This is a genomic window from Clostridia bacterium, from assembly GCA_017410375.1.
GTDB lineage: Bacteria > Bacillota > Clostridia > RGIG6154 > RGIG6154 > RGIG6154.
In genome coordinates, this window is record JAFQQW010000068.1 from 1 (window position 1) to 9635 (window position 9635).

Annotated in this window: 6 protein-coding genes and 1 rRNA gene; all 7 read left to right on the forward strand. The window is 44.6% G+C overall.

Features of this window, described 5'->3' with window-relative positions; translation table 11 throughout:
- Nucleotides 1-344 precede the first annotated feature (344 nt).
- Nucleotides 345-2909 (forward strand): DNA polymerase I, encoded by a 2565-nt coding sequence (gene polA, locus IJE10_11235; protein ID MBQ2968676.1) that lies wholly within the window; start codon nt 345-347, stop codon nt 2907-2909.
- A gap of 17 nt (nt 2910-2926) precedes the next feature.
- A complete protein-coding gene (locus tag IJE10_11240; protein MBQ2968677.1) occupies nt 2927-3490 on the forward strand; it encodes a dephospho-CoA kinase in 564 nt (187 codons plus the stop codon).
- Nucleotides 3483-4016, forward strand: coding sequence for a lytic transglycosylase domain-containing protein (locus IJE10_11245; GenBank protein ID MBQ2968678.1), 534 nt, complete (start codon nt 3483-3485; stop codon nt 4014-4016). The genes IJE10_11240 and IJE10_11245 overlap by 8 nt, the downstream gene beginning before the upstream one ends.
- A gap of 3 nt (nt 4017-4019) precedes the next feature.
- Complete coding sequence (locus IJE10_11250) at nt 4020-6344, forward strand: family 78 glycoside hydrolase catalytic domain (GenBank protein MBQ2968679.1); 2325 nt, start codon at nt 4020-4022, stop codon at nt 6342-6344.
- Nucleotides 6345-6350: 6 nt separating this feature from the next.
- On the forward strand, nt 6351-7751 hold the full coding sequence (locus tag IJE10_11255) for an aminopeptidase (GenBank protein MBQ2968680.1): 1401 nt from the start codon (nt 6351-6353) through the stop codon (nt 7749-7751).
- Between the two features lie 4 nt (nt 7752-7755).
- Nucleotides 7756-8478, forward strand: a complete 723-nt coding sequence (locus IJE10_11260; GenBank protein ID MBQ2968681.1) for a hypothetical protein — start codon at nt 7756-7758, stop codon at nt 8476-8478.
- A 523-nt stretch (nt 8479-9001) separates the two neighbouring features.
- Nucleotides 9002-9635: ribosomal RNA gene (locus IJE10_11265) — 16S ribosomal RNA — on the forward strand; the annotation flags it as partial.

The window sequence follows — 9635 nt, forward strand, 5'->3', positions numbered from 1 at the left end:
AAACGCGAGTATAAAGGCAAACAAAGTTTGTACAAACTTACAAGAACGACACCAAATGAAGAAAACACGCAAAGTTTTGCGTGTTTTCTTTTGATAAATGCGTTTTTGCTATGAACAAACTTCGCCTCTCGACGTACCTTTTTTGTACGCCTTCGGGTAACCCCAAACCGCGCTATACTGCGGTTTGGGCTCAGTTTGTCCATTCCAAACATTTTTTCCTATTCCCTAAAAAGGGCTGTAATAAATTTACAGCCCCTTTTTTGTTGGAAATGGTATGGAAAATATATTGCGTTTTTGGGGAAAATGTGATATACTTTTTATATATGTGTAAAAAGGGGAAATCCATGGAAAAATTATTGATTTTAGATGGAAACAGCATTATCAACCGTGCCTTTTACGGGGTTCGTCTCTTAAGCAACGGAAAGGGGCAGTATACCAACGGGGTATACGGCTTTTTGAACATATTTTTGAAAATTTTAGAAGAGACCGAATATACCTATCAGGCGGTGGCGTTTGACTTAAAAGCGCCTACCTTCCGTCATAAAATGTTTGACGGCTATAAGGCACAGCGAAAGGGCATGCCCGAAGAGCTTGCTGAACAGATGCCGTATCTTAAGAATATTTTAAAGCTGATGGGAATTCCCATTTTAGAGCTGGAGGGTTATGAGGCAGACGACATTATCGGCACCGTTTCTAAAATGTGTGAGCAGAAAAATACCGAATGTGTGATTTTAACGGGTGATAAGGACGACTTACAGCTAGCCTCTGACCTTGTGACAGTGCGTCTGGTGGTCACCAAAGGCGGAAACACCGAAACCAACGATTTTGACGGTAAAGCGGTACTGGAAAAAATGTCTGTAACGCCTGAGGCATTTATTGATGTAAAGGCGCTGATGGGAGACACCTCCGACAACATTCCGGGCGTGCCGGGTATCGGTGAAAAAACCGCTTTTTCTCTGATAGCCGAGTATGGCTCGCTGGATGGAGTGTACGAACATATCGAAGATTTTAAAGGCGCGAAAAAAGAAAAATTGATTGCAGGCAAGGATTCTGCATACATGAGCAAAACCTTAGCAACCATCGTGCGGGATGTGCCGTTAAACAAAACACTTGAGGATTTAAAGCCCGAAGAGGCAGACAAGGGTAAGCTTTTTGACTACCTCAACGAACTGGAATTAAAAAGCATCATTTCCCGTTTAAGCCTTTCGGCACAGGAGAACGCCACTACTCTTTATACGGCAGAAACGAAAGAAATTGCTTCTCCCGAAGAGCTGAATGGTTTGATTTCGGAAAAGGTATTTTATACTTTGGAATGGGAAGACGGCTTTATTACAAAGCTTTTGATTGCAGGAGAGAATAAGGTTTATACCCTTTCCTTTGCCTTTGCGGCAGAGGTGATGCCCTATTTGCCTGCCCTGAAAAAGCTGTTTGAACAGACCGAAAAGGTATCTGTTAACATCAAAGAGCAGATTGTATTTTTAAAAGAGAATTTAGATATTCAATACAGCGAAAACGCGTTTGATATTGCCCTTGCGGCATATATCTCCAAATCCTCCGAGCAGAGCTATGCTTTAGCTGACCTTGCGAGCCGTTACTTAAACAAAACGGTGGCAGAGGAAGTAAGTGAAGTGGCACTCATGCCCGAAATTTACGAATGCTTAAAGGCGGAGCTTACCGAAAACGGACAGGATGAACTGTTTTACGGTATGGAAATGCCTCTTGCCTTTGTGCTTGCGGACATGGAAATTGAGGGCTTTAAGGTAGACCGGGACAGTCTTTCGGCATTTTCAAAGCTTCTTTCTGAAAATATCGACAGCCTGCAAAAGGAAATTTATGCATTGGCAGGCAAAGAATTTAATATCAATTCACCCAAGCAGTTGGGCGTTGTGCTTTTTGAGGATTTGAATCTTCCGGTTATCAAAAAAACCAAAAGCGGATACAGCACCAACGCAGATGTTTTGGAAAAGCTTCGGGGTGCCCATGAAATTATTGATAAAATAACCGATTATCGTACCTATACAAAATTAAAATCCACCTATGCAGACGGGTTGTATCAGGTCATCCGTCCCGAAACGGGCAAAATTCATTCGTCCTTTAACCAGACCGTAACCGCCACCGGCAGAATCAGCTCTACCGAGCCGAATCTGCAGAACATTCCGGTGCGCATCGAGTTGGGCAGACAAATCCGTAAAATGTTTATCGCATCGGATGCAGACCATATTTTGGTGGACGCAGACTACTCGCAGATTGAGCTTCGTGTGCTGGCACATATTGCAAACGACAAAACCATGCAGGAGGCGTTTTTAAATAACGTGGATATTCATGCGGTCACTGCATCCCAGGTGTTCCATGTACCTCTTGATGAAGTCACCCCTGCCATGCGTACCCGTGCCAAGGCGGTAAACTTTGGCATTGTGTATGGTATCAGCGAATTTTCTCTGGCGCAGGACATTCATGTAACCCGAAAAGAAGCGGCGGCATACATGGAACGTTATTTTGAAACCTACAGCGGTATCGCAAAATACATGAAGGAAACGGTTGCCTTTGCAAAGGAACACGGCTATGTAAAAACCTTAACGGGCAGACGCCGTTACATTCCCGAAATCAAGGCATCCAATTTCAATCTTCGCTCCTTTGGTGAGCGGGTTGCCATGAACGCCCCCATTCAGGGCTATGCGGCAGACATCATCAAAATCGCGATGGTTAAGGTGCACAACCGCTTAAAAGAAGAGGGCCTTTCCTCTAAGCTGATTCTGCAGGTGCATGACGAACTGATTATTGATGCACTAAAATGCGAAGAAGAACAGGTAAAGAAAATTCTGAGAGAAGAAATGGAGAAAGCGGCAATACTTTCCATTCCTCTTACAGTGGAAATGAAATCCGGAAACAGTTGGTACGAAACCAAATAAAAGGAGCAGTTTAATTTATGATTATCGGACTTACCGGCGGCAGCGGTGCCGGGAAAAGTAAAATCAGCAGTTGGTTTAAGGAACATGGCTATAAGGTCATAGACGGCGATCAGCTGTCCCGGGAGCTTTGTAAAAAGGGTCAGCCCACTTTGCAAAAAATCGTTGATACCTTCGGGCAAGACTATTTAACGGAATCGGGCGAGCTTGACCGTAAAAAGCTGGGCGGACTGGTGTTTACTGACGCCGGTGCGTTAAAAAAGCTGGAGGCAATCACCCATACTGCCATCACCAATGCGGTAAAGCAGGAAATAAAAGGGCTAGAAAGAGCGGTCATTGAAGGTGCGGCTCTGCACGAAACCGAAATTCCCGACCTTTGTGATTTCTGCCTGTTTGTTTCCTGCCCTGAGGATATTCGGCTAAATCGGATTATGGAGCGGGACGGCCTAACGGAGGAATACGCAAAAAACCGTTTAAAAGCCCAGAAACCCGATACCTATTATCGGGAAAAATGTAAATATGAAATTATCAATGATGGCAACGCGGATGTAAACAGACAACTGGAGGAAATTGGACTTGCTTAAAAAACGCACAACAATATTATTTTTTGCGCTACTGGCGGTGGTGATTCTGGGGTTTTTAGTGGTGCTCAGGCTGTTTCCCACTACGCATTCCGCAAGCATTAACCGTTATGCCGGAGAATACGGCTTGGATGCGCATCTGATTGCCGCAATGATTAAATGTGAAAGCAATTATGACAAAGAAGCGGAATCAGGAAAAGGTGCCATCGGGTTGATGCAGCTTCTGCCCTCTACTGCCGAATGGGTCGCAGAGAGGTGCGGTGCGGAATATGAGGAAACACGTTTATATGACAGCGAATACAACATTCGGCTGGGCTGTGCCTATTTTGCCTATCTTAAAGAACAGATGGGAAGCGAAGAAATGGCACTGGCGGCATACAACGCAGGGCCTGCCAACGTCCGTGCCTGGGAAAATCAGGGGATTACGGAGGCAGAAGAGATTCCTTTCCCCGAAACAAGAAAATATGTGGATAAAGTACAAAAGACAAAAAAGATATACAAAATTCTGTATGCTTTTAAGGAGATATGAGTTATGAAAAACAAAAATTTAAGGTATGAACGGAAATTCGAGGAAAACATAAAGCTTTCGAGTTCTTCCAAGCTGATCTGGCATCCGTCCGAGGTGGAAACCTACTACGAAAAGCCCCAAAACAGCTGCTGTATGTTCCGAAAAACCTTTGAGTTGGAGGAAAGCGTGACCAAAGCGGTGCTCCACACCTTTGGCGATACCCACTACATTTTATATGTAAACGGTGCAGAGGTTGGCAGAGGTCCCTGCCGCAGTGACCCGAGATGGCAGTATGTGGATGCTTATAACATCATGCCCTACCTTAAAAAAGGCAAAAATGTCATTTCTGCCATGGTGATGTTTTACGGCTACGGCACAGGTAAATCCATGAGCCGTGTCCCCTGCTTTATGATGGATAGCTCCATTTCACTTAAAAACGGCAAAACGGTAGAAGTGGTTTCGGATGAATCGGTAAAGGCTCATCTTTATGACGCGTTTGACCGTAACGCCCCCCGCATCAACGGCTGTAAGGGCTGTGTGGAAATCTTTGATAACAGAAAAGCGGTGGATTTTACCAATCCCGATTATGACGATGCCGACTGGGACAACGCCAAGGGCAGAGACAAAGCTATGTCTCCCTTCTGGAATTTAAAGCCCCGTCCCATTCCGAACATTATTTTAAATCCGCTCTCTTCCCGTGCAGTTATTGCAGGCGGTATCGGCGATGCGGTTAAATGCGATAAACTGCACATCAAAATCCGTGACGAGTTGGATTTGTTAAAGCCCAATTCTCTGTTTGTTTTAGGCTCGGAGGGTGAAATCAATCCGGTGGACAGCTCTGCCTTTAACTATGTGCTGGTGGATTTTGAAAAAGTGAATGTAGGGTATCTGGATTTAGAGGTGGAAGGCTATGACGGCGACATCATTGATGTGGTGTATGCCGAGGAAATTCGTAACAACAAGCCCCGTTTTGATGTGGCAACCTACCGTCCCATCAGCCGATTTATTTTAAAGGACGGTTTGAATCATTTGAAAACCTGCTTCAATTACGAAGCGTTCCGTTATGTATTTTTAATTTTCCGCAACCATGTGCGTACTAACAAAATCAAATCCATCGGTATGCTTAACCGCTCTTTGCCCTTTGCGGAAAGAGGCTCCTTTAAAACCGCAGACGAAGAGTTGCAGAAAATCTGGGACATCAGCGCGCATACCTTAAACCTTTGTATGCAGGACGGTTTTTTGGATTCACCCAGCCGTGAACAACAGCAATGGATGGGGGATGCCCGTTTCCAGGCAATCATGAATTATTACATAACCGGTGATGCAAGAATGCATGAAAAACTGCTTCTCCAAATCGGACAGTCCCAGGACGCAGACGGCATGACCTGCTCCCGCTATCCGGACGAAAACCATAATCTGCCCCCTATTCCGGCATTTTGCCTGCAATGGATTAACGCATTTGGTGATTACTATGATTTCACGGGTAAAACCGAACTGATTGAAAAGCTCTGGCAGAATATCATTAAAGGTATCCGCTGGTTTACCGCTTTTGAAAACGAATACGGATTGCTTACCGACGTGCCTTACTGGAATTATCTGGATATGGGCAAAAACGAGGACGGCGACCAGGCAGACATTCATCGTGGCGGTATGCTCGGTCAGCTCAATTTAATGTATATTGAAGCGCTTCAGACCATGGTTCGCTTATCTTTGCTCATGCAGGACAAGCCTGCACTCCGGTATTACACCAAAAAATGCAAAAAAACAGAGCAGGCGTTCAAAAAACTGTTTTGGAATGAAGAATTCGGGGTATACTCCGATTGTGTAAAGGATGGCATTGTATCCAGCTCTGTTTCAGAGGTTGTTAATGCCCTTGCGTACCTTTTACTGCATAAACCGCAGGACAAGCGGGCAAAGGATATTTTCACAAATGTATTCCAGCCCGAAACCCGTCGCGAAAAAATCTGCTATGTCAGCCCCTACTTTATGTTGCAGTATTACCGGGCACTTCAAAAGGCAGACCGCTGTGACATTGCGCTGGAAGAAACCAAAAACCGTTATCGGGATATGATTCAGCACGGCGCAACCACCACCTGGGAGCACTGGGTGCTTTATGAAAACACCGAAAGAGGTCTTTTCCAGCATTCAGCCTGCCATGCCTGGGCAGCAGCCCCCATTATTTTCGTGGCAGAAAATCTGTTTGGTGTAAAGACTGCAGGCAAAGCGCCCCTTTCAGCTAAACCGCATTTTGAACTGATGCAGGATGCCGAGGGCTACTTTGTAACACCTAAAGGTACGGTACGCGTATCCCAGAACGGAAAAAATAAAATTGTAATTAAGGAGGCATAATCAGTCATGTCTAAAGGTGAAGATTTACAGAAATCTCTGCTTTATACGCAGGAAAACGGGTATAAAGATTTAAAGGAAGGGCAGAAGGAAGAAATTTACGGGTTCTCTGAAGGCTACAAAGCATTTTTAAATGCTTGCAAAACCGAAAGAGAATGTGTGGACTTTACGGTTGCCAAAGCTGAAAAGGCAGGCTTTAAGCCCCTCGACCAAGCAAAAAAGCTTAAAAAGGGTGACAAGGTGTATACCGTAAACCGCGGTAAGGGTATTTTACTGGCGGTTATCGGAGAAAAGCCCGTTTCGGAGGGGGTTCGCATGGTTGCGGCGCATATCGACGCGCCCCGTCTGGACTTAAAGCCGAATCCCTTGTTTGAAAATACCGAGGTGGCATATTTCAAAACCCATTACTATGGCGGTATCAAAAAATACCAGTGGACTACCATTCCGCTGGCACTCCATGGGGTTGTCATTAAAAATGACGGTACAAAGGTAAACATCTGTATCGGTGAAAAGGCGGACGACCCGGTATTCTGCATCACCGACCTGCTTCCCCATCTGGCTGCTTCCCAGATGAAGGGAGATGCCACCAAAATCATTGAGGGCGAAAAATTGAATGTGTTGCTTGGCACCATCCCGTATCCCGATGATGTGAAAGACGCAGTCAAGCTGAACATCATGAAGCTTTTAAACGATGCTTACGGCATTGTGGAAAAGGATTTTATATCGGCAGAAATCGAAGTGGTTCCCGCATTCCCGGCAAAGGATGTGGGCTTGGACAGAAGTCTTGTGGGGGCGTACGGTCATGACGACAGAGTTTGCGCTTATACTGCACTCCGTGCTGTTTTGGAAGCGCCTGCCGCAGACAAAACCAATATCTGCTATCTGGTGGATAAGGAAGAAGTGGGAAGCTCGGACAGCACAGGTATGTGCTCCCGTTATTTTGAGGATAACTTAGCAATCCTTTGCGAAAAAACAGAAGAAAGTTATTCCGATTTACTGGTACGCAAGGCGCTGGCAAACAGCATTTGCCTTTCCTCTGACGTAACAGCGGCATTGGATCCCACTTTTGACCATGTGATGGAGCGTAACAACAGCGCATACCTGAACAAAGGGGTTTGCTTTATGAAATACACCGGTGCCCGCGGAAAATCCGGCACCAGCGATTGCTCCTGTGAATTCTTACGGCAGGTAACTGCCCTGATGGATGCGGAAAATGTTGTATGGCAGACCGGCGAGCTGGGTAAAGTGGACGAAGGCGGCGGCGGGACTGTTGCTCAGTATGTGGCAGTGCAGAACATGAATGTAATTGACTGTGGCGTACCGCTCCTTTCCATGCACGCCCCCTTTGAACTTGCATCCAAATTCGATATCTATCAAGCCTATAAAGCCTATATGGCGTTCTATAAATAAGACTATGAAAAAATTTATTTGTATTTTGATTTCTATTTTAATGTTGGGTATCACTTCTTCCGCACAGGAGGCGGTGGATACTGATTATGTCAATATCAAGCAGGCAGTTTTGCAGTATGTGTCGGCAGGGGAATACCAAAAGGCGGTGGAATGCATTGACCTTTACGGGTATACCGTTCAGTCCAATGACTGGTATTATAACGACCTGCAGAATGACCGTGTTGCCATTTCAGAGGTTATCCATGCACCTGCATTCCGGGAAACGCTGACTATGTTGCAAACTTTAAGCCGACTGCAGCGGTATGAGCTGGGGCTTGTGTATATCGGCGAACAAAAAGAAGTGTTTGATGCGTGTCCCAATTTCATAAAGCAGCTGGACGAATGGGCGGACTATTTTAACGGTCAGCTGAAAAAATCCAGATTTTCCGGCACCTATCAGGGGGACGGCATGATTCTTACCGCGTCTGTGGACGATATGGGAACGGTCATCGAATCTCTTAAGGTACAAAAGGGTGATACGGAAATTGTGCTGGCGGATGCGACCACCCGGGGCTATGTGTATACCGAGCGGAACGAAAATCTGCAGGCAGAGGGAACCTATTTTGATAACCTGCAAAACAGTGGTGTGATTTGTGTTTCGGCAGAAGGCGACATCCTCACAGTGGAAATTACCGCCGACGGCTACGGGGCGCTGAATGCCTCGGGCACATACGTATTAAGTAAGTAGGCGACGGATGCTGCGTCATTCTGAAAGAAAGCGAAGAATCCTCTCAACGAAGCAGTAAATAACCGATGCGGAATTCCGCGTCGGTTATTTTAAAAAAATATATGTATAAAACAGAGGAAAACGGGCAAAACTATACCGAAAACGTCTTTCTTCCTATATAATAGACACCACAAAAAAACCGTAAAAAATTTTTTCCAAAAAATTTAAAAAAAGTGTTGACAAATGGAAAAAGATGTGATATTATAATAAAGCTGTCGGTCAAGACGGCAATACAAACAAAAAATTTGCAAGAAATTTGAAAAAATTTCTTGACAAAGAAAAAAGTTTGTGTTATAATAAAATTCCCTCAACAAGAGGGACATCGAACATTGAAAATTGTATAGCATAACCAGCAAAACGGTTCTCGTTTTTTAAAACGCAGTAAATGCGATGTTCTAAGGAACACAAAACGAATTTGAGTAATTGAGTCACAAATAACTTAATGAAAGATTTTAACTTCACCTGAGGGTGAAGAAAAATATTTTTTATTGAGAGTTTGATCCTGGCTCAGGACGAACGCTGGCGGCGTGCCTAACACATGCAAGTCGAGCGAGAATCTCTTGATTGATCCCTTCGGGGTGATTTTGGGAGAGGAAAGCGGCGGACGGGTGAGTAACGCGTGAGTAACCTGCCCCATAGAGCGGAATAGCCTAGTGAAAACTGGATTAATGCCGCATAATGTGTAATTGTCGCATGACTTTTACACCAAAGATTTATCGCTATGGGATGGACTCGCGTCTGATTAGATAGTATCGTTGGGATATTTCAAAATTTTCACAAGAAGAATACTGATAGTTACTTCCCCGACAGGTTCACCGTTAACTGTAAGCCCTTTCACATCATTCCAAGCAAAAGCCATCATCTGCCCCATATAGGCAAGATCACGAAAAACATCTTGATTATCTCTGTTGATATATATTTTCAACAACCGTCTCACATTTTCAATGCTTGAAATATGCTTTTTGAGAATTTCCAATGCATCACTAAGTTCCTTTGAGCTCCAAGTTTTTCCTATTTCTATCAAATTAACAAGAAAATACAAAAACTTCTCAGCCGTAAAAACGCCTTTTTGACCGTCTCCGAGATTGCAAGCCTCCCTGATTACAGCTTCAAGATTT

Coding starts and splice junctions, on each gene's coding strand:
- polA (MBQ2968676.1), top strand. CDS start 345: ATGGAAAAATTATTGATTTTAGATGGAAACAGCATTATCAACCGTGCC.
- IJE10_11240 (MBQ2968677.1), top strand. CDS start 2,927: ATGATTATCGGACTTACCGGCGGCAGCGGTGCCGGGAAAAGTAAAATC.
- IJE10_11250 (MBQ2968679.1), top strand. CDS start 4,020: ATGAAAAACAAAAATTTAAGGTATGAACGGAAATTCGAGGAAAACATA.
- IJE10_11255 (MBQ2968680.1), top strand. CDS start 6,351: ATGTCTAAAGGTGAAGATTTACAGAAATCTCTGCTTTATACGCAGGAA.
- IJE10_11260 (MBQ2968681.1), top strand. CDS start 7,756: ATGAAAAAATTTATTTGTATTTTGATTTCTATTTTAATGTTGGGTATC.